Origin of the sequence: Caldicellulosiruptor morganii, from assembly GCF_026810225.1 — a bacterium.
In the GTDB taxonomy this organism is placed as follows: domain Bacteria; phylum Bacillota; class Thermoanaerobacteria; order Caldicellulosiruptorales; family Caldicellulosiruptoraceae; genus Caldicellulosiruptor; species Caldicellulosiruptor morganii.
Map to the genome: position 1 here is coordinate 1,764,566 of NZ_CP113865.1, position 18,109 is coordinate 1,782,674.

Annotated in this window: 21 protein-coding genes, 1 tRNA gene and 1 pseudogene; 13 read left to right on the forward strand and 10 right to left on the reverse strand. The window is 35.3% G+C overall.

Features of this window, described 5'->3' with window-relative positions; genetic code table 11:
- Position 1: 1 nt before the first annotated feature.
- Both OTK00_RS08790 and OTK00_RS08795 read right to left on the reverse strand, forming a co-directional pair.
- A complete protein-coding gene (locus OTK00_RS08790) occupies positions 2–583 on the reverse strand; it encodes a Uma2 family endonuclease (RefSeq protein ID WP_045169909.1) in 582 nt (193 codons plus the stop codon).
- Positions 564–1,424 (reverse strand): helix-turn-helix domain-containing protein, encoded by an 861-nt coding sequence (locus OTK00_RS08795; RefSeq protein ID WP_045169910.1) that lies wholly within the window; start codon positions 1,422–1,424, stop codon positions 564–566. Before OTK00_RS08795 ends, OTK00_RS08790 begins: the two co-directional genes overlap by 20 nt.
- Before the next feature lie 205 nt (positions 1,425–1,629).
- Here OTK00_RS08795 and OTK00_RS08800 point away from each other — a divergent pair, with 205 nt between their 5' ends.
- From OTK00_RS08800 to OTK00_RS08845, 10 genes are all read left to right on the forward strand, one after another.
- Complete coding sequence (locus OTK00_RS08800) at positions 1,630–1,848, forward strand: helix-turn-helix domain-containing protein (protein ID WP_045169911.1); 219 nt, start codon at positions 1,630–1,632, stop codon at positions 1,846–1,848.
- 101 nt (positions 1,849–1,949) lie between these two features.
- A complete protein-coding gene (locus OTK00_RS08805; protein WP_045169912.1) occupies positions 1,950–4,493 on the forward strand; it encodes a DUF927 domain-containing protein in 2,544 nt (847 codons plus the stop codon).
- A gap of 478 nt (positions 4,494–4,971) precedes the next feature.
- Positions 4,972–5,625, forward strand: a complete 654-nt coding sequence (locus OTK00_RS08810) for a hypothetical protein (RefSeq protein ID WP_045169913.1) — start codon at positions 4,972–4,974, stop codon at positions 5,623–5,625.
- Between the two features lie 47 nt (positions 5,626–5,672).
- Entirely contained in the window at positions 5,673–5,840 is a 168-nt protein-coding gene (locus OTK00_RS08815; RefSeq protein ID WP_198525736.1) for a hypothetical protein, read from the forward strand.
- Positions 5,841–5,861: 21 nt separating this feature from the next.
- Complete coding sequence (locus tag OTK00_RS08820; protein ID WP_045169914.1) at positions 5,862–6,347, forward strand: hypothetical protein; 486 nt, start codon at positions 5,862–5,864, stop codon at positions 6,345–6,347.
- On the forward strand, positions 6,341–6,490 hold the full coding sequence (locus tag OTK00_RS08825) for a hypothetical protein (protein ID WP_241765515.1): 150 nt from the start codon (positions 6,341–6,343) through the stop codon (positions 6,488–6,490). Before OTK00_RS08820 ends, OTK00_RS08825 begins: the two co-directional genes overlap by 7 nt.
- 33 nt (positions 6,491–6,523) lie before the next feature.
- Positions 6,524–6,646, forward strand: coding sequence for a hypothetical protein (locus tag OTK00_RS08830; RefSeq protein WP_268760768.1), 123 nt, complete (start codon positions 6,524–6,526; stop codon positions 6,644–6,646).
- Positions 6,647–6,717: 71 nt separating this feature from the next.
- Positions 6,718–6,996 carry a hypothetical protein gene (locus OTK00_RS08835; protein ID WP_045169915.1) on the forward strand — a complete coding sequence of 93 codons (279 nt, stop codon included), beginning with the start codon at positions 6,718–6,720 and terminating at the stop codon, positions 6,994–6,996.
- 183 nt (positions 6,997–7,179) lie between these two features.
- A complete protein-coding gene (locus OTK00_RS08840) occupies positions 7,180–7,665 on the forward strand; it encodes a hypothetical protein (protein ID WP_045169916.1) in 486 nt (161 codons plus the stop codon).
- A gap of 23 nt (positions 7,666–7,688) precedes the next feature.
- Positions 7,689–8,621 (forward strand): sigma-70 family RNA polymerase sigma factor, encoded by a 933-nt coding sequence (locus OTK00_RS08845; protein ID WP_045169917.1) that lies wholly within the window; start codon positions 7,689–7,691, stop codon positions 8,619–8,621.
- A gap of 67 nt (positions 8,622–8,688) precedes the next feature.
- Here OTK00_RS08845 and OTK00_RS08850 read toward each other — a convergent pair whose 3' ends face one another.
- Both OTK00_RS08850 and OTK00_RS08855 read right to left on the reverse strand, forming a co-directional pair.
- Positions 8,689–9,105 (reverse strand): type II toxin-antitoxin system HicB family antitoxin, encoded by a 417-nt coding sequence (locus OTK00_RS08850; protein ID WP_045169918.1) that lies wholly within the window; start codon positions 9,103–9,105, stop codon positions 8,689–8,691.
- Positions 9,106–9,126: 21 nt separating this feature from the next.
- Positions 9,127–9,309 carry a type II toxin-antitoxin system HicA family toxin gene (locus OTK00_RS08855; protein WP_045169919.1) on the reverse strand — a complete coding sequence of 61 codons (183 nt, stop codon included), beginning with the start codon at positions 9,307–9,309 and terminating at the stop codon, positions 9,127–9,129.
- An 800-nt stretch (positions 9,310–10,109) separates the two neighbouring features.
- Here OTK00_RS08855 and OTK00_RS08860 point away from each other — a divergent pair.
- Together OTK00_RS08860 and OTK00_RS08865 are read left to right on the forward strand one after the other, a co-directional pair.
- On the forward strand, positions 10,110–10,460 hold the full coding sequence (locus tag OTK00_RS08860; protein ID WP_045169920.1) for a type II toxin-antitoxin system RelE/ParE family toxin: 351 nt from the start codon (positions 10,110–10,112) through the stop codon (positions 10,458–10,460).
- Positions 10,441–11,517, forward strand: a complete 1,077-nt coding sequence (locus OTK00_RS08865; protein ID WP_045169921.1) for a HigA family addiction module antitoxin — start codon at positions 10,441–10,443, stop codon at positions 11,515–11,517. The genes OTK00_RS08860 and OTK00_RS08865 overlap by 20 nt, the downstream gene beginning before the upstream one ends.
- Before the next feature lie 329 nt (positions 11,518–11,846).
- Here OTK00_RS08865 and OTK00_RS12245 read toward each other — a convergent pair.
- Positions 11,847–13,163 (reverse strand): annotated as a pseudogene (locus OTK00_RS12245) (family 4 glycosyl hydrolase).
- Between the two features lie 189 nt (positions 13,164–13,352).
- Between OTK00_RS12245 and OTK00_RS08875 the strand changes: the two are divergent.
- Positions 13,353–13,428: transfer RNA gene (locus OTK00_RS08875), tRNA-Trp, on the forward strand.
- 684 nt (positions 13,429–14,112) lie between these two features.
- Here the strand turns inward: OTK00_RS08875 and OTK00_RS08880 are convergent.
- The 5 genes from OTK00_RS08880 to OTK00_RS08900 all read right to left on the reverse strand — a co-directional run bounded on the left by OTK00_RS08880 (position 14,113) and on the right by OTK00_RS08900 (position 18,080).
- Positions 14,113–14,517, reverse strand: coding sequence for an Rpn family recombination-promoting nuclease/putative transposase (locus tag OTK00_RS08880; protein WP_045169922.1), 405 nt, complete (start codon positions 14,515–14,517; stop codon positions 14,113–14,115).
- 91 nt (positions 14,518–14,608) lie between these two features.
- The gene (locus OTK00_RS08885; protein ID WP_045170220.1) at positions 14,609–15,724 is read right to left on the reverse strand and encodes a DUF3854 domain-containing protein; all 1,116 of its coding nucleotides are present in this window, start codon (positions 15,722–15,724) and stop codon (positions 14,609–14,611) included.
- A gap of 96 nt (positions 15,725–15,820) precedes the next feature.
- Positions 15,821–16,306 carry a JAB domain-containing protein gene (locus tag OTK00_RS08890; protein WP_045169923.1) on the reverse strand — a complete coding sequence of 162 codons (486 nt, stop codon included), beginning with the start codon at positions 16,304–16,306 and terminating at the stop codon, positions 15,821–15,823.
- 70 nt (positions 16,307–16,376) lie between these two features.
- Entirely contained in the window at positions 16,377–17,345 is a 969-nt protein-coding gene (locus OTK00_RS08895) for a RecB family exonuclease (RefSeq protein WP_045169924.1), read from the reverse strand.
- A gap of 504 nt (positions 17,346–17,849) precedes the next feature.
- On the reverse strand, positions 17,850–18,080 hold the full coding sequence (locus OTK00_RS08900) for a hypothetical protein (protein ID WP_045169926.1): 231 nt from the start codon (positions 18,078–18,080) through the stop codon (positions 17,850–17,852).
- Positions 18,081–18,109: the final 29 nt, after the last annotated feature.

Here is an 18,109-nt window from a genome sequence, read left to right on the forward strand (position 1 = left end):
ATTACAGCACCTCTTTTATCTGGGCAAAGTCTATTATAAGGTCTTCAAAAAGAGAGACCTTCACTTTGTCGTTGAAAGTGTAAACTTTGGGATATGAATATCCTGTCTCTGGATGATATACATACACAAAAATGTTCTGTTCATATGGGTTGACAATCCAGTATTCTTTAACCCCAAATTGAGTGTAAAGGTTAAGTTTTCTGATATAATCATGTGCAGGATTATTTTGTGACACCACCTCAATTATCATCTCAGGAGCTCCAATGCAGCCTTTGTCAGTAAGTTTTTTCTTATCGCAAATAATCGAAATATCAGGCTGCACAACATTGACTGCCTGTTTTTCATCCTGCCCTTCTTCTATCAGGACAACATCAAAAGGAGCTGTGTAAATTTCGCAGGTTTTTTTATTTTGCCGAAGATAGCTACCAATTGTTATTGTTAGCTCTGAAACTATCTTTTGGTGCATTCTTGAAGGTGCAGGGCTCATATCATAGATGACACCTTCAATCAGCTCTACTCTTGCGTCTTCTGGCAGCTGAAGATAGTCTGCATAGGTGTAAATCTTAGGAATCCTGGCTTCCATCAGTATCACCTTCTTTGTTTATATTTTTTATATTGCTGATTTCTGAAATATCTACTATACCTTGAACTGCTCCTATGAGTTTTAATATTCTTACTAAATTTTCTTCAAAATTATTAAGATAGAATGCTTCTATATTTCTCATAGAAGTTAAAACTTCACCTTGTGGTTTTAATAAACTTATAAGGAATAATGAAGTCTCTTGAAGTTCAGAAATTATTTTGGTTATTGTTTCATCATCCATCTTTTTTTCAAACATAAAAGAATTTCTTTTGTAATTTGACACTACATTATTAAAGCCATAGCGTTCAAAAAGTAACTTTAGTGCATAGCTCGGGTCGTAATCACTTTTTAAAGCTAAAAAATATGCTGGTTTTTTCGTATATTCAAGCAAACTACCAAAGTATAGGTTTAAACTATCCAATAATTTCTTAAATAAAGTAAAAAAATCTTTTTTCTCATCCCCAAAAGTATGTTGATATAAAATACCAGATATATTCCTTATAAGTGGTTCAACATTATTTACTAGAATGTTGCCCAAAATTGCTTTGCTTTCTGAATCCAATGAAACTTCAATTACTTCATCAAGCTTATATTTCTCATAGAAATTCTTCCCCTTGAACTCTTCTTCTCTTGTTCTGAAATCACTGTGACCAATTAAGTAGTCCACAGTTACACCAAAAAAATCAGCAATCTTAAGCAATGTGTCAAAATTAGGCTCTCTATGTCCATTCTCATAATTTGCTATGGTTTGCGTCGAAACGCCTAAAATTTCTGCCAAATCATTTCTTGAAATATTCTTTTCTTCTCTAAGCTCTTTAAGTCTAAATCTGAATAAATTCACTCAACCACCACCAAAAACTATTCGTTTAATTCTCATTATAGAACAAACTTAGAGAATTAACAATAAGAAACTAAATGAATTTAATAATAAAAAATTAAAACTAACTGTTGACAAATACATTTAGTTTGATATAATAAAATTAGAAAACTAATTGAATAGTTTTAGATAACTTTTTTTAAAACATTAATAATAAGAGGTGTTCTCAATGGAAATTTATAATCCTCAACCTCAAAGAGAGAAAATAGAGAAACTGACAATTAGCATTAAAGAAGCTGCTCAAATGCTTGGTATAAGCTACAACGTAATGCTCACCTTGGTGCACAGAAAAGACTTCCCAAAAATTTTAGCTGGGCAGCGAAGAATCTTAATTCCCAAGGAAGCTTTCATAAAATGGGTCAATGAACAGGCTTGCCAGAATAAATAGCAGATACTTACCATGTTGGCTATCCCCTTTCTTCATTGCTACCTTGTTTGGGAATCGGCAAGGTGGCTTGGCTGGTGTTTTGAAAAAGGGAGGAATAGAAAGTGTCAAAGCAATACAAAAATGCAGAATTGGACAAACATATTGATTATGAGAGATTTTACAGTCGGTATCTCACAAATATGAGAAGGACAGGCACTGATAAAATAAGTGCAAGGTGTCCTTTTCATGATGACCAGCACAATTCGTTCTGGTTTAGGATAGCAAATGGTTGCTGGAAGTGTGAAGCAGGCTGTGGCCAAGGCAATGCAGTAACATTTTTAGAAAGAATGGAAAAAATAAATAGGAAAGAAGCTTATAAAATGTTGCTCAAAGAAGCAGGGTTATTGGATAAAAGCGAGGAGAAAAAGGGAAAAATGAGATACACATTGGAAGACTATAGCCAAGAAAAGAAATTGCCTTTAGATTTTTTAAAAAGATTAGGTCTTAAGACATGTAAAACAGGCGTTGAAATTCCATATTATGATGAGGAAGGAAAGTTTTTGAGAGCAAGAATAAGACATCACCCAAAAAGTGAAAATCGTTTTACTTGGGGAAAGGGAAAAGGCACTTATCCATATGGGCTTTGGAAAATAAACGAAGCATACAAGAAGGGCTACATAGTAGTTGTAGAAGGCGAATCAGACACGCATACATTATGGCTTAATGACTATCCAGCTCTTGGGATACCAGGGGCAACAGCCTTCAAAGCAGAATGGGCAAAATACTTTGAAGGGTTAAAAGTTTACATCAGCCGTGAACCAGCAGGCGAAAAAACTGATGCAGGTCAGACTTTTGTTAATAAGATTTGTACTTCAATAAAAGAACTTGGTGTAAATTGTAAAGTTTTTAAGTTTACAATTGACGAATACAAAGATCCAAGTGGGCTTTATCTTAAAGACACTACTTCTTTCAAAGAAAATTTTGACAAAATTTTGCAGTCAGCTGAAGAAATTGACCTCACAGAATATATAGAAGCAACAAAAGAAGAAAATCCTTTCGGCATAAAATATAATACTCCACAGGGGTATTATATCACAGCCGAAGGGATATTTAAAGAAACGACAAAGAAAAAAGGACTTGAAACTATTGAGATTACTAAGACACCAGTTATTATCAGCAAAAAGTTGGTAGACATTGAAACCTCAAGACAGAAAGTAGAGCTGGCTTATATAAATAACAATCGAAGAAACTTCATAGTAATTGACAAGGAGCAAATAGCTAATAATCGATGTATCATAGACCTTTCTAATTATGGCATCTTAGTAAATTCTATTAACGCAAAGAATATGGTGCAATATTTTTACGATTTTGAATCTGCAAACATGGATAAAATTCCACTAAAATTTATGACCAATAAATTAGGTTGGTTTGGTAACAAATTCTTTCCTTATGAAGAAGATATTCTTGTTCTATTCAATGGCAACGTTTTTGAAGGTTTGACCACAGCTGGGACATTTCAAGAATGGCTGCAAGGAATAAAGCAATTCAGGTATAACGAAGCTTTTCGCTTCATGTTAGCTGCTTCTTTTGCAGCACCGCTACTAAAACTTCTCCAGCAGAGAATTTTTCTTGTCCACCTTTGGGGCGACTCCAGAAGTGGCAAAACAGCAGCTTTGAAAGCTGCTTTGTCGGTCTGGGGTAACCCAGAGGACCTTATTGTGACATTCAATGCCACTAAGGTTGGTCTTGAAAAAAATGCAAGCTTTTATAATGACCTACCTATTGGTATTGACGAACGACAGGTCGCAAACAATCAAGAATTTACTGAAAATATTGTATATATGCTCTCGCTTGGAAAAGGGAAGCTTAGAGGTTCAAAGACTGGAGGCTTGCAGCCTCTTACAAGTTGGCACACAATAATTCTATCAACAGGTGAAGAACCTCTGAGCAGCACAACTTCAAATGAGGGTGTATTCACAAGAACGATAGAGATTAATTTAAAGCCTTTTAATAATGAAGATGAAGCGAGAGAGTGTTACAAAGTTATTAATAACAACTTTGGCTGGGCTGGCAGAGAGTGGATAAAAGCTATCAAACAAAACAAGGGACTGTTGCAACAAATCAAAGATACATCACAAAGTTTATTAGAGCAAATTTTAATCTTCTATCCTGAGATTTTACAAAGCCATGCTCAGGCACTATCCTTTGTCGGGGCCGTTGACATTGCTACCTCAAAGATAATTTTCGGTGAAGAGAAGTCAGAAGAAATTACAATTGTTGTTATATCAGCTATAGCTGAACAACTTCAAAGTACAGAAGAGGTAGACATAGGGCAACGTGCCTATGATTACATTGTGGACATGGTCAATTCTCATATCAGCAATTTTAAGGATGAAGCAAAGGAAAGATGGGGTTTTTTGAATGACGACTTTGTTGATTTCATCCCTGCAATATTGGGAAAGTTGTTGGAAGAGCAGGGTTTTAATCCCAAAAAGGTTTATACAAGCTGGGCAGAAAAAGGATTGCTCAAAGCTGTTTTTGAAAGAGACAAAAGGAAATTCCAATATCCTAAAAGAATAGGCAAACAAGTATGCAGAGTAATAAGAATAAAACTTCCTCAAGCCGAATCATCTTCTATACCCTTAAGGGGTATAAAAGAGTTGTAACACCTAACAAACTGAGAACTATCAAGCCTTTAAAACAATTAGGTGTTACAGGTGTTACAAAAGGTGTTACAAAAAGAATTAAGATTTATCAAAGTATATAAGGTATCTATATACCCTATGTAACACCTGTAACACCTAAAATAATAAGTATATAAAAAAAACAGAATTTTAATCTCCATTATATACCAATTACCATTGGAAAAAATTTACCCTCAAAATATAAAAAAAGTATATATATATTTTAAAATTAGGTGTTACACATTTCTACAAAAGTAAAACCTCTGATTTTTCAAGGGTTTTTGAGGCTTAATTTTGTAACACCTCAAAGGTGTTACACGAAAAAAAAACGTTCTGAAAATCCATTTTGAGGGTAAGTTTTTTACACAATTTCCAAATCAGCTGGTAATAAAATAAGAACCCGATAAAGTATTTGGTTTTACAAATCTTACTATCATGCCCTTGGAAAGGAGTGTTTTCAATGTTCAATAGCCTTAAACAAAAATACTATCGCTTTGGGGACGAAAAGGCACTTGAACAAATGAAAAGGATAATTGAAAGCAACCCTGATTTAAAAGCACAATACATTGAGCTTTGTAAAACAGCTGAAGATGAGATAAAAGGCTATAAAGATTATGCAACTCAGCAACAGCTAAAAGAGATTGAAGCTGCTCTTATCTTTTTGGACAAGGAAAGACTGAAAGAAGCTATTCAAGCTTTAAAGCAAAACGTAGCTATAAATTTTTTTGGCCTATCAGAAAACACTACAAGGCAAGAACAGGAACAGAAATCTGACAAAAAAGTTTTGCAATTCAGCTTTTCTGAGCAAAGAGTCTCTGCCAGTGGGAAGCACTTTGTTATAAAAAGCAAAAAACCACTTGATATTAGCAAAACCAAAGAAGCTTTTACTGATTTCAGATGTGAGATGTGCAAAGGCAATGAACTTGTCTATGTAGACGCTATAGGAGCTTTTGTATGCCCTAACTGTTTTCCTCAAACTGATGTTGCCATCAGGGTTAAAAGTTACATGCAGCCAATGTCAAATGAGTATATCTATGAACTTTACCCTATATACAGATACCCAAAAGAGGACAATTTCAAAGACAATGACACTAAAACAGTGGCAGCTATTTAAAAATTTAAATAAGCTCAAATCTTTAATTGGAAAGGAGATGTTTTTAAATGACCAAAAAAGTTGTAGTGGAGCTTGAAGAACTGGAGAGGTTTTTGGACTATCTGAATGACAAAGTTGATGACGTTTATAAAAAAGAGACAACAAGGGCTGTAGAGGACTTTATTAAAAACCTTCAAAAGAGTAGCTTAACCAAAAGCAACACAATTAAAAACTAAAAAAAGGAGAGTAAATTTGAAATGCCAAAGGTTACAGTGAATCTACCAAAGCCTGTATATGATAAGCTTTGCAAACTCACAGAAGGCAGCAGAACTCTTGATGAGATTATAACCTATGCAAGCTCAATTCTGATTGATAGTTTAAGAAGAGCTATAAGAGGAGAATTAGAAACAGCACACTGGTTTACAATTGCCTCTTCAATTGATTTGGTCTACAGAAAGCTTTTGACTTCTTTTTTAGACCAGGGCTCTGAACTGTTCAAATCACATTTTGAAAAGAACCTTCAACTTGGTGACTTGCGGGAATGTGCTCAAACTTTAAGAGTGCTTATCCTGATTGAATACTTAAAAGAGTGTTTGAACAATGAAGGAATTGAGTATTTGGTTGAGATAAGGTATCAGCCGTTGGATGATGAACTAAGATTTTGGCAGAGCAAAGGTTTTACAATTCCTGAGGAGATTCTTTTAAAAACCAAATCAGAAAGTGAGGAGATTTGGCAATGTTGACACTTGAAAAGATTCAACCAGAAAATGATTTATTTGAGAGGATGTTTTCTCAATTTACAGTAGAACTTGCAAGCTGCAGGTCCAATGAAATATTGAAGGACCAAGAATATTTGAAGACTACAGGAACAATCAGTATTTTGTAAACCAAGCTCAAAGAACTGCTAAATGATGAAGCATTGAAAATTTACACAGAGATTGAAGAACTCCAAAGTTACTTGTGTGCAATTTATGAACTCCATGGGTACAGACAGGGCTTTAAAGATGGTGCAAGGCTTGTGACAAAACTTTTGATAGAATGAAATGGCTGAATTAGAGTCGGCAGGTTTGCAGCCTGTCGGTTCAAAAAAATAAATAAAAGGAGGTTTTAAAGATGGTATTATTTAGGTGCGAAAATGGTAATTTAGTAAATTTAGAAAAGGCTTTATATTTCAAAACCACGAGTGGAACAGTAGAATATGACGGTGGAATACCTATAAAAGGAGTAATTGTTTTAGCTATATTTGGCTATGACGATGGAGATTTTGGAACTCCATTAGCAACGTTTAAAAGCAAAAAAGAGGCACAGGATTTCATTGACTCACTGGGTAAAATAATGGCAACAGAAAACAACAAGGTTTTAACTGTAGATGACGTTTGCAAGAAAAAATAAGTAGATGATAAAAAGATAAGATTATATTTTGAAAGCACCTTGTATAAGGTGCTTTTTTTTTTTAAACTGGTAGCACATGTAATACCACTGTTGCATTCTGCTATCAACCTTATGACAAAATTCGACAATGCAGCTAAAAGGATGGTATAATTAAAATAGAACGCAAGTTTGGAGGTGTTAAAAATGATAAGCTATGACTGGGAAGGGTTAAAGAGTGAGTTTGTACTTGGCAGCTATAGGTCTTTAAAAGAGTTTGCAGAGGCAAAGAATATCAGCTATGGACTTTTGCGAAACAAGGCAAAAGGATGGCTGCGGGAAAAACGACAGGTTGAGAGAACCAAAAACAACCTCATAGTAGAAAAGACGATTCAAAAACACGCAGAGCTTGCTTGTGATTATAACAGTTTGCATATTGAATATTGGAACAGGCTGCTTGAATTAGTCAGGCAGGCTCTTTATGATGATAAAACAATAAGGACCAAAGAAGGCAAGATAAATGTTTATGCACTTGAAAAGCTTGCAGATGTGATAGAGAAGGTCCAAAAAGGACAGAGGCTTGCACTTGGAATTGATGAAAAGAAGGACAACAATAATGAGGAACTGCTCCAGAGGATAAGAGAAATCATACAGGCACTTAATGAACCAAATGAGGATACTGCCTTGAACTGAGCTTCAAAGGAGTGGTTGTAACAATGCAAAAAACAGCTTTGCCACAGCTTACAGAAGCTCAAAGACAGCTTTTAATTACTGACAATCTAAAACTTGTCTATCACATTGCCAATAAGTTTATGCCATGCCCAAGTGGTTACTGCTATGAAGTAGATGACCTTGTGAGCGAGGGATACTTTGGACTTGTCATAGCAGCAAAAAACTTCAACCCAGAGAAGGGAAGCTTCTCAACCTATGCTTGCAAGGTGATTGAAAACAGAATCAAAAGAAGTTTGCCAAAGTACAAATTGACAGCAGCTATTTCTTTGGACAGTCCAGTATCAAAAGAACCAGATGAGGACACAGCAGTTTTGGCAGAAGTAATATCAGATGGCTATTCTGTTGAAAGTGAAGTTATAAGAAAAGACATTTCAGAAAAGCTGCAAAGATACTTTGACATATTGACAGATGAAGAGAAAGAAAGAGTTTTGTATTATATAAGCACAGGGAAAACTCCACCTGCAAGTGATAAGGTGTTTAAAGCAGCAAGAAAGAAGTTGTTAGCAAAAATAAGACAGGAGAAGATAGAGGCAGACCTTGACGACTTGACAGTATTCATTTCATGCCCAGCTGTTCATGTGTCAAGTGGTAGTTTATATAAATCCTCATCAGTTGAGGCAGCAGTGATTGCCAGAGAGGAGAAAAGAAAACAGCTTGAGGTTCTGTCATCAATACCGCAATTGGACAAGCTAAGGGTTTTAAAGCAGCAAGGAGAACAGGACAGGATGAAGCTTCTTGCTGCCAAGTGGGAGGTTGAAGAGTTTATAGAGAAGAACTGGGACAATCTCACAATTAACAATCTAAGGCTTTTAAAAGACTACTTTGTTTTGTGTCTTTCACATCTTTCAATGGTCCAAAAGTATGGCAGCAGTTACAGAGAGCAAATAAAAAGAGTGGTTAAAAAGATAACAGGATAAAAATTTTGCTTGCTAAAAAAGCTAAAAAAAGTTCATATACCTTTGTAGGCTTTTGGCACAATTTTTGTTATGCTTTCATGCGTTCTTTAATACCTAACTTCTCTTTGAGAGCCTGCTGCAAAACCTGTGAAAAGTTAATATGTGCCTCTTCAGCTGCTTTGCTCAGCCATCTTGGCAGTGTTACAGTTTTATTTACGCTTTTGTTAGCCATCTCTTCCCTAACCGGTGGCATATACGCAATAATTGGCACTACAAAAGCACCTTTTGGAATATCTAACTTCTCTGGTGGAGTTGGTTCAGGGATTTCCTCTCCATCTTCTTCTAAACCAAAGAGATGCAGCTCAAGAGCTTCTTTTGCCATGTATAAAGCCTCTTCAAGGTTTTTTCCTTCTGTTATACATCCGGGTAAATCTGGGAATGTGACAATATAACCTTCTTTCTCTGCTGGCTCAAATATAGCCGGGTAAATATACTTATCTTTCATTGTTCTTTCCCCCTGTTCAATTTATTTTAATCCTGCTTGTTTGAGAATACTGCTCAGCGTCTTTGGGTCAAGGTCCTTGTTGTGATATGGAACTGTTACTAATCCTTTTTTAAAAGGATGTCTAAATTGTTTATGAGAACCTCTTTGCCTTACTTCATACCAGCCATCTTCTTTTAGTATTTTTATCAATTCTTTAGGCTTCAATTCTTTTGCACCTCACAATATTATATTAACACGTGTTATTTGCACGTGTCAATAATGCAATGGGTTTATATCTTTTTTAAAAGCTATAGCTTGAAACCAAGTCGACGAAATTCATCGGCTTGGATAGGTAGTAAACAACAATGACTTAAAATGTTTTGACCAATGCGGTCAAAGATAGTAATTTCAAGAAAGCAGGTATAGGGAGGACATCCCCCCACCTTAAAATTAAAGAACCAAAGCCAGAGACCGGCGGGCCCAGCTCCAAAGACCTGCGACAGGTCCATACATGAGGGGGGTTATAGGCAAAAACATCTAAAAACAGCTAAAAAGTTCTATTTTTCGATAAAAAGAAGAAAAATTTTTTTATTTCCCTTTAAAAGTTTGAAAAAGGTGCTATTTTTTTGGTTCTTAAAAGCGTTCTAAAGGCTCAAGGAATGCTAAGAAAAGCTAAGGTGGTATTTTTATATATCCTAAGCTTTTTGCTGCTCTATGAAGGCTTTTAAATGAGTTTTGATGTGAAAGCGTTATAAGGCTGCAAGAACGCAAAATAGTATTTTTCGAGTAATTTTCTTGCATTAGCAGCTTTAAGGACCATTTGAAAAGTAATAAGGCATACAATAGATTGCAGATTTTATAGCCTCAAGGGTTAATTAGCTTTATCCAGAGATTTTGGAGTCCTTTAAAAAGGAAACTTTCATTTGTTTTTCTGTAGTTTTTAGGTTATAATATTTAAAAACACTTCTAAAAATCTTTACCTAATAGGTTAATAAAAATTGACTTTCAGGAGGACATATTGTATAATGGAAGTGAGGTACAAAACTAAAAAGCTGCAAAAGATATGTGAAAATTATAAGCTGGCGCAAAAAGAGTTTGGGCAGGATATAGCTAAAAAACTTTTTCAAAGATTAAATGAGCTTAAGGCTGCCAAATCTTTATATGACATATCTTGTTTGCCAGCTACTGGTTTTCACAAGTTAGAAGGTTCTCGGAAAGGACAATATGCTGTGTACTTAGTTCATCCATTTAGGCTGGTTTTTACATCAATTATTTCACCTTCCGAAAATCAAACACAAAATGACATAGATTTATCAAAAATCGTAATAATTCAAATTGAAGAGGTGATAGATTACCATGGCAAGGAAAAAAGATAAAATAGATGAAGCGTTGATTGCTATTCCACCCGGTGAAACCATAAAGGAAAATCTTAAGTATTTAGGAATGACACAGGCTGAATTTGCCCAAAGGATGGGGCTTTCAGAGAAAACTGTGAGTGAAATAATAAATGGTATTGCTCCAATAACTTATGAAACAGCACTTAAATTAGAAAATGTCATAGGTGCTTCTGCTGAATTTTGGATGAACTTAGAAGCTAATTATCAACTTGCTAAAGCAAGAATAGCTGAAAAACTAAAATTGAAGGATGAAGAAAAAATACTAAACCAAATTCCGTATAACGAAATGTCAAAACTTGGTTGGGTGTCAAAAACCAAAAGCAAAGAAGAAAAAATAAAGAATCTTAGAAATTTTTTTGGAGTATCCTCTTTAAATTATATACCTCAAACATTAGAAGTCTGTTTTCGAAAAACTAACAATCCAAGAACTTCTTGCTATGCCTTAGCGGCGTGGATTAGGAAAGCTGAAATAGAAGCTCATAAAATAGAAACAAAGCCTTTTGATAAAGAAAAAATTTATCAGCTTATACCAGCTATAAGAGAGCTTTCAAAACATCCTTGGGAAGAAATTTACCCAAATTTAAAAAATCTCTGTTCAGAGTGTGGGATAGCATTGGTAACACTTCCCCATTTAAAAGGCACATATGTAAACGGTGCAACAAAGTGGCTTAAAAAAGACAAGGTTTTATTAGCTTTGAGTTATCGATATAAGTTTGCCGACGTATACTGGTTTTCGTTTTTTCACGAGTTAGGACATATATTAAAACATAATAGAAAAGAGGTTTTTATTGAAGGTGATGAAGAAACTGCAAAATGCGAATTGGAACAGGAAGCTGATAATTTTGCTGCTAACACATTAATACCTTATAGAGAGTATAAAAAGTTTATATCTGAAAATAAATCATTTACAAAAGACAAAATAATTGCCTTTGCTGACTCTCTTAATGTTCATCCTTGCATTGTAGTAGGAAGATTAATGCATGACAAAAAAATTAGTCCTTGGGATTTTCCTGAATTGCGACCGAAAATTATTTAGCTAAAACATTAATTTTGATATTAAAATTTTTCTACAGCTACTACAGCTACACTACAGCTACCGAAATAAAAAAATGTATTTTTTATTGAGCTGGAATAAATTTTCAAAGTCTTGAAGTCAAGATATATCAAGCGTTCTGTGGTTTGTTAAAGTTTGTAAAATGATATTTCGTCAATCTACGGATCTGAGGGTTGGGGGTTCGAATCCTCCTGGGCGCGCCAGTTATTTTCTACAGCTACTGTACAGCCACCCAAACGGATTACAAAAAATAAGGGTAACTTCTCTCACATAAGAGCAGTTACCCTTATTTCACAGCTACATCCTATATTCTAATCATTGAATAACTCATATGCCCTATCTTGACTCAAACGCTCAACTGCAGGGTCATTTAAAAAAGCTCTCTTCGCAAAATTCAAATCCTTTTCTAAGGCTGCCCTAACAATTAGCTTCTGGTTGCTAATATGCCTTGTCATTATACTCGCTAAATCAGATGGCAAAGCACCTGCATAAACAGGGCGTACATCATCACGAGTAAAAACTGCGTTTGTCTCAACAATAGCACCAGCCGGTAAATTGGGTATTTGACCTTTGTTGGGTAAATTAACATTGGTGACTAGGGTATCTAATCCCAGAATAGCTTTTATTTGCATAACACCTTCTTCTCCAGAGGGATTCAAAGGTACTTCTTTTTTGCCAGATACATACTCTCTACTAAGTTCAATCAGTTCTTCTCTATGCTTTACTCTCCAATCAACAGGTGTCAAATTGAATTTCCATTTTTTTGCTGTTTCTCTGTCAGTTAAACAAATATATGGTACAAATTCAGCCAAGTGTCTGTCACCTGCTGCAATGAGTCCAAATCGTCTGAATAAATCAAACTTAACCCTATTTGCAGATGCAAAGTAATCCTTTTCCCCAAGCCCCTTTACTTTCTCAAATCTTTCTTCTTAATACTTATCTACAAATTCTTTGTATAGAGGAAATAAATAATAACTTTTATATAAAGCTTTGTCAAACCATGTAAAATGGTTTATGCCAAGAACGTTTACCTTGATTTCTCTTCTTGAGATATCTCTATCCTCTTCCAAAAATTCCTTTACAACTTCTGCCAAAAGTTTCTGTGTACCAAAAACTTTATGACAGCAGCCAAAAGCTTTTATATTTGGGAATACTTCATAAAGAGTTTTCAAACAAATAGCTATTGGATTTGTATAATTGATAACCCAGGCATCCGGACAATTCTTTCTTATAGCTTCTGCAAACTCAACATACATAGGAACAGTTCTAAATCATCTGATAAGACCACCAGGACCAGTTATATCACCAACCGATTGGTAAATACCATATTTTTCAGGAGCATGAACATCAGAATGCATCTCTTCAAAAGTTCCAGGCAAAAATAAAATGATAACAAAGTCTGCACCATATAAAGCTTCATCCAGGCTTTTTACCGCTACATATTTCCACTTCCCCACAACCTCAGTCTTGTTTGAGAGTTTGTTCCCAATTATTTCATTGTTTTTTGCAGCTTCAAAGTCAATATCATAGAGTTTAACAGTACCACTTAAATCTTTTTCAAAAGCCAAATCAGTTATCAATCTCCATGCCCAGCCTCGTGAACCACCACCAATATATGTAATGTTTATTTGTTTTTGTTGCTCTGATGTGGTATTTAAATTGAATTCTTTCTATATTATTTTGCAATTTCAAATAAATTATATTACAAAATATGATAAAATCCAAACCATAATAAATAAAAATTTGATAATGTTGGGTTTCTGAAAATTTAGGGGTTGACAAATTAAGCAGCTATAGCTTATAATAAAGTCAGATATAGGGGCGTAGCTCAATTGGTAGAGTAGCGGTCTCCAAAACCGTTGGCTGGGGGTTCGAGTCCCTCCGCCCCTGCCATATGTTTCTAAAGGTTTGGAGAGACAAGTCCATTGTGCGGGCAATGGACTTGTGATATAATCTCTATATGGTCGGGAGTTACACCCCCTTATGAGAGTTGTTCAGCTGGATGGTTTGTGGGAGGGAGAAAGGTTTTTCCTTTCTCCCTCCCACAAACCAAACACATTTTCGCTGTGCCCTTTACATCCTTTTAGATACCCCCTTCAAAAAAATTTGACATTTTGTATAAACATCTAAAAAGTATAGTTTTGCCAACTATTTGATTATATTTTATCATAACCAAACAAGTGTATCAACTGGGTATTAACTAAAATTCTGAATCATCTTCACCCATAAAAACTGCCAATATTTTGAGCAGTATTAGAGGAACATACCATATGAGAAACACAACAACCAGTGGATGTTTAAGCATTGTTCAAACTCTCCTTCTTACAGAAAAAGGCAGGTTATTACCTGCCTTTTGTTTTACTTTTGTAGAAAATTTGACATTCTTTATAAACACCTAATTAATACACTTCTGGCAATCATTTTCTTGAGTATATTATACCATTGTGGCTTTAAAATTTCAACAACAAAAAATTTGACATTCTGTATAAACACCTAAAAAGTGTATTTCTGGTAAAGAATTTAAATATATTGTATCGTATTTTTTGTTTTGTTTCAAGAGCAACTTTTAAAAAACTTTCAATATATCTCTCTCGGTTCAGTCCATATTTCTTTGCCGTTGTACAATACAAGGGGTATTACTGGTGGAATTTTGTCTGTTCCTTCCTTTATCTTTTTCTCCCAGAAAAGCAGCATGTTGTTTAATATTATGTTTCTCATACCGCATTCTGGAATCTTACTTATAAAAAAGATGAAAATATATACTGTGCTGTTTTCTATTGTTACCTTAGCTATTACATCAGGCTTATATTTAAGAACATTTCCGTTATCGTAGTCTACTGGGATAACTTTAATGGAATCCTTTTGTATTCTATCTGCCCAGCTAAATTTTGCCACGTTTTTCAGCAAGAAAAGTATCTCTTTGGGGTCCGAAAAGATAAGTCTGAAAATTGCATTTTCATCTTGAGAAAAATTGTTGTTCATTTGTCTCTGCCCCTTCTCGAAGAGTTTTGATAAGGCAATTTTAACCTACGCTTTTTTCAATTGCAACAAAAAAGTAAGAGGAGAGTGGTTTTTAGGCACACTCTCCTCTTATTTTGGAAGCGATAAGATAATCATCATATCCCTTGTAGTCGAGATTAAACGCCAGCCTTGTTGCAGTTATACCTTCGTTTTTAAACTTTCTTTTTAGTCTTTCATATGCTTTTTGAACTTCTTTTTTTTCAATTATGTCGTTATCAAAGACTATGAAAACTTCATTTTTCAATCCAAGTTTTTTTACGATTTGTACAGCTTCGTCGTGTGAACTGTTTACACCCGGCAGAGCAATGAAAAGTTCTCCATCCATCAAATAGGAACATATATCAGCTTTGAGAGCACCTTCAATTACAAATACTCTTTTGTATTTCTCTTCGTTAAATGTACCTACAACATGGACAAAGTTTTTAGCGCTTGTCCCAGTAGAAATATTGCCTGATGAGAACCACCTGTATTTGCCATTATTTGCATCTCCTACAATTCTAACCTGCAATCCCTGTATCATGCCTTCTAAATCAATGACAGGTATACAGAATCCGTTGTATGGAACAAAGTCCCACTCACCGTTAGAGTGCTTGAAGAACCCGGGAACTCCTTCAAGTGTTAAACCCTTTTCAAGTAAAGTCCCACAGATTTCTTTCCTCTTCCTCTCATCTTTCACGTTTAAACTCTTGTAACCCTTAAACTTTATAAATACTTCTGTTAAACCGCGCTCAAGTAGATGTTCTTTGTGTTTTTTATCAATGTCTAATAATTTTAGGAACTCCCTGTAGACTTTATTCCTTTGCTCTACTGGTGCAAGATTTTCGGTACGATTAGCATTAACGTTATATGTTGCAGTAGGCTCTGCAACAGCTTTTCGGGTCCTGTTTGTGCCTTTTGTAAGTATCTGTACCAGTTCTCTGTAAGCTTCTTTTGTATCCATGTTGTTCAACCATGCGTAGAGCTGAAGTGCATTTCCACCAGTACCACATCGGTGGCAGAAAAACGTGTTTTTGTGGACGTTGATATACAGGTGTCCTTCTCCCTTCATCTTGTGTACATCACACTTAGGGCAATAAAGGTTCAACTCATTACCGTTTCGTTTTACAACGTTAAGTCTCAACAAGTTCAACACATCGTCCATCCTGATGTCAATAAGTTCTTTTTTCATCATGGCACTCCCTCTCCCTTCTTATTTTTTTACTCAGTTTTTTGTTTACTCGCGTTATGAGTAAAACTCCGACAAGAGGGAGAGGGAGTACCTCTCCTATAATATTCCTGCCTCTGCAAAGGAATAATAATTATTTTCTGTTATGATAATGTGGTCGTTTAGCTTTATGTCCAGCAGTTGCGCAGCTTCTTTTATTTTCTTTGTTGTGTTGATATCATCCATTGATGGTCTTTCAGAACCGCCAGGATGGTTATGTGCAATGATTATGCTGTTGCAATTTGTCAGTAGAACTCTTTTGAAAATTTCATGTGTACTCACAAGTGCAGTATTAGTTGTGCCTCTTGCTACTTCAAATACCGCTGTTACGTTCAACTGCAGGTCAAGACATATAACAATGAAAACTTCTTCAGGTTCGCAGTGCAACAAAAGATGTTTTTTTAGAAATTCTACTGCAGAGTTAACGTTTTTTAGTTGACTGTTGTACGAGTATGATTGTTCTTTTACAAGTAGCAACTTATATTTTTGTGCAACACACCTTGGTTCAGACTTCCTTTCATCGAAAAAACTAAGCTGGTTTTTCACGTTCTACTCCCCCTTTCGGTTTTACTCCGAAAGGAGAGGGAAGAGAAGGGATAACCTTCTCAACCCTTTTTTACTTTTTGGTCTTTCTGAGTTGATAAGTTACATTTCTCTCACCAAGTTGTTCTAAGATATCTTCAGAAATCTTAAGTTTTTTAAGTGAGGTTAAAGTGAAGTTTGCAAATTCAATTGGGTCCTTTCCAAGACTTTTAATATATTCCCAAACTTTACGAGTATCAAAGCTAAAACTATTTACTGGAGTCAAGCGCCATACTCCTGAATCTGTTACAAGTTCTTCTCCTGTTTGTTCTAAATAGGTTTTCAAAGCTTCCCGAGCTGCGTTTAGTTTTGCTTCCAGTTCATCAATATACATAGCTATTTCAATTGCTTTCTCTCTGTTTGCAATGTCTTCGCCTAAACATAACTTTGCATAGGGACAGCCTCTGCATGATGAGTAGTTCCTCTCAAATTCCTCTTCGTCTTCAGAAACAGAGTACAAAAACAACTTCTCATTCATAGAATCTTCAATTCTGTCCATCCAGTCAATTGTCTCATTAAGCTTGTCACTGCTCAGTGTAAACTCATCTTCTTTGTCAAACCTCAAATAGAAAAATGACAATTTTTCAGGTTTTTCTCCATTTTTCTTGAGAGCGTATGCGTAGATGTAAAGCTGTCTGACGTCTGCTTCTTTCTGCCAGCCTGTTTTCCAGTCTAACACTTTAGCTGTATTATTTTCAAAAAGGTCAATCACAGCGGTGTATTCTGTTCCAGATGGTGAATTAAATTTGAGTTGAAGCTCAACATATTCAGGATTAACACCAGCATAACGTCTGACTTTTTGGGTAAGAAATTGTTTAACATTTTCGCCTTCCACACCAGTAGTTAAAAATTTTGCCAACTCTTCATGAATAATTTTGCCAAACTCCATTGCAGGTGTGGTATACTCCATGTTTTTGACATACTTGAAATAAAAAGCTCTTTCACACCTTTCGAAAAGCTGAAGTTTAGAATAACTACCTTTCATTACATCAAACTCAACCATGGTTCAACTCCCCTTTCTTATGTTTGTAATACTTCAGAGGCAGGGAGAAATTCCCGCCGCAAAACTTTTATACTGGGCTGAACAATACTATTGTGAACGTTGTTTATTGAGATAGTTGCCTGAAAATTGGTTGTAGAAATATCTTGAGAGTGGTATAATAATTTTGGGGGATGTTGGGAATTTATTTAAAAGCGCAGGCGTTGAACAGGAAGTGGTAAAGTAAAACTTTACCACTTCTTTTTTTATTTGAACCCTGAAGGGTTTTATACTTACGCTAATTCTGTAATTCGCTTTAGTCAGACAGATTGCAAGTACACTTACCGCAATCACTACACTGGCCAAAACAATTTTTATTACTTCGATACTCAACGATGTCACCCCTTTTGTTTTGCATGTTTGTTTCTCCCCAACATCCCCATATCTAAAAAAGGGGTGACTTGCCTGCGCTGTTTACTCAATTTGTGGTCTTACTCCCAAGGCAGGGGGCAAGTCCCTGCCATAAAGCTACGCTGGTACATTTTCTTTTTTCTTTTCTCTTAACACCGCTCTTAACACATCTGTCACCATGACAAAAGTGCCTTCATCAACAAATTCCCGTACTTGTTTCAGTGCATTTTTTACCAGCTCATCGTCGACTACTCTAATCACAGCTCCGTTTTTCTTTACACTGAGTCTAATCTTGCCGTTGACAAAGGTTATAAGTACAACTTCCCCATTGTTAACAACTCTTATCATGGTTTAACTCTCCTTTCTTATTGGTATAA

Bases quoted from the DNA above. Each gene is read 5' to 3' on its own strand.
- OTK00_RS08790 (WP_045169909.1), bottom strand. From the start codon at position 583: ATGGAAGCCAGGATTCCTAAGATTTACACCTATGCAGACTATCTTCAG.
- OTK00_RS08800 (WP_045169911.1), top strand. From the start codon at position 1,630: ATGGAAATTTATAATCCTCAACCTCAAAGAGAGAAAATAGAGAAACTG.
- OTK00_RS08810 (WP_045169913.1), top strand. From the start codon at position 4,972: ATGTTCAATAGCCTTAAACAAAAATACTATCGCTTTGGGGACGAAAAG.
- OTK00_RS08815 (WP_198525736.1), top strand. From the start codon at position 5,673: ATGACCAAAAAAGTTGTAGTGGAGCTTGAAGAACTGGAGAGGTTTTTG.
- OTK00_RS08820 (WP_045169914.1), top strand. From the start codon at position 5,862: ATGCCAAAGGTTACAGTGAATCTACCAAAGCCTGTATATGATAAGCTT.
- OTK00_RS08825 (WP_241765515.1), top strand. From the start codon at position 6,341: ATGTTGACACTTGAAAAGATTCAACCAGAAAATGATTTATTTGAGAGG.
- OTK00_RS08835 (WP_045169915.1), top strand. From the start codon at position 6,718: ATGGTATTATTTAGGTGCGAAAATGGTAATTTAGTAAATTTAGAAAAG.
- OTK00_RS08840 (WP_045169916.1), top strand. From the start codon at position 7,180: ATGATAAGCTATGACTGGGAAGGGTTAAAGAGTGAGTTTGTACTTGGC.
- OTK00_RS08845 (WP_045169917.1), top strand. From the start codon at position 7,689: ATGCAAAAAACAGCTTTGCCACAGCTTACAGAAGCTCAAAGACAGCTT.
- OTK00_RS08850 (WP_045169918.1), bottom strand. From the start codon at position 9,105: ATGAAAGATAAGTATATTTACCCGGCTATATTTGAGCCAGCAGAGAAA.
- OTK00_RS08860 (WP_045169920.1), top strand. From the start codon at position 10,110: ATGGAAGTGAGGTACAAAACTAAAAAGCTGCAAAAGATATGTGAAAAT.
- OTK00_RS08865 (WP_045169921.1), top strand. From the start codon at position 10,441: ATGGCAAGGAAAAAAGATAAAATAGATGAAGCGTTGATTGCTATTCCA.
- OTK00_RS08880 (WP_045169922.1), bottom strand. From the start codon at position 14,517: ATGAACAACAATTTTTCTCAAGATGAAAATGCAATTTTCAGACTTATC.
- OTK00_RS08885 (WP_045170220.1), bottom strand. From the start codon at position 15,724: ATGAAAAAAGAACTTATTGACATCAGGATGGACGATGTGTTGAACTTG.
- OTK00_RS08895 (WP_045169924.1), bottom strand. From the start codon at position 17,345: ATGGTTGAGTTTGATGTAATGAAAGGTAGTTATTCTAAACTTCAGCTT.
- OTK00_RS08900 (WP_045169926.1), bottom strand. From the start codon at position 18,080: ATGATAAGAGTTGTTAACAATGGGGAAGTTGTACTTATAACCTTTGTC.